Here is a 435-nt window from a genome sequence, read left to right as displayed (position 1 = left end):
CTACCGCAAAGACCATACCGTCGTTACCGACGCATTGGGACGGACGGAAGTGTACGGTTTCGACGAAAACCGCGAACTCGTCTACCGCATCGACGCCGACGGACAACGCAGCGACAGCGAACGCGACAGCTACGGCCGCATTACCGTAGAACGCGACCCGCTCGGACGCGAAACCCGCTATCTCTACGATACCGAAGGCAACGTCATCGCCATCACCGCGCCGGACGGCAGCAGCACCCAAATCGACTACCACGAAACCCTCAACCTGCCGGTTGCCGTCAACGATCCCGCAGGCAGGATTACCGCCTACGATTACGACAAGCGCGGCAACCTCATCAGCATCACCGACCCCGCCGGTTACACCACAAGCTACGGCTACAACGCCCAATGGCTGCCCGAAACCATTACCGACGCCTTAGGTAAAACCCGACGCCT

General features: G+C 60.2%; 1 pseudogene. It reads left to right on the top strand.

The annotated features are described in order from the left end of the window. A pseudogene (locus tag ACTHS3_RS17030) lies at positions 1-435 on the top strand (DUF6531 domain-containing protein); the annotation flags it as partial.

This window comes from Neisseria sp. P0009.S007, from assembly GCF_051962515.1.
Note: the sequence above shows the minus strand (reverse complement) of the source record. Positions and strands in the feature narration are given on the sequence as shown.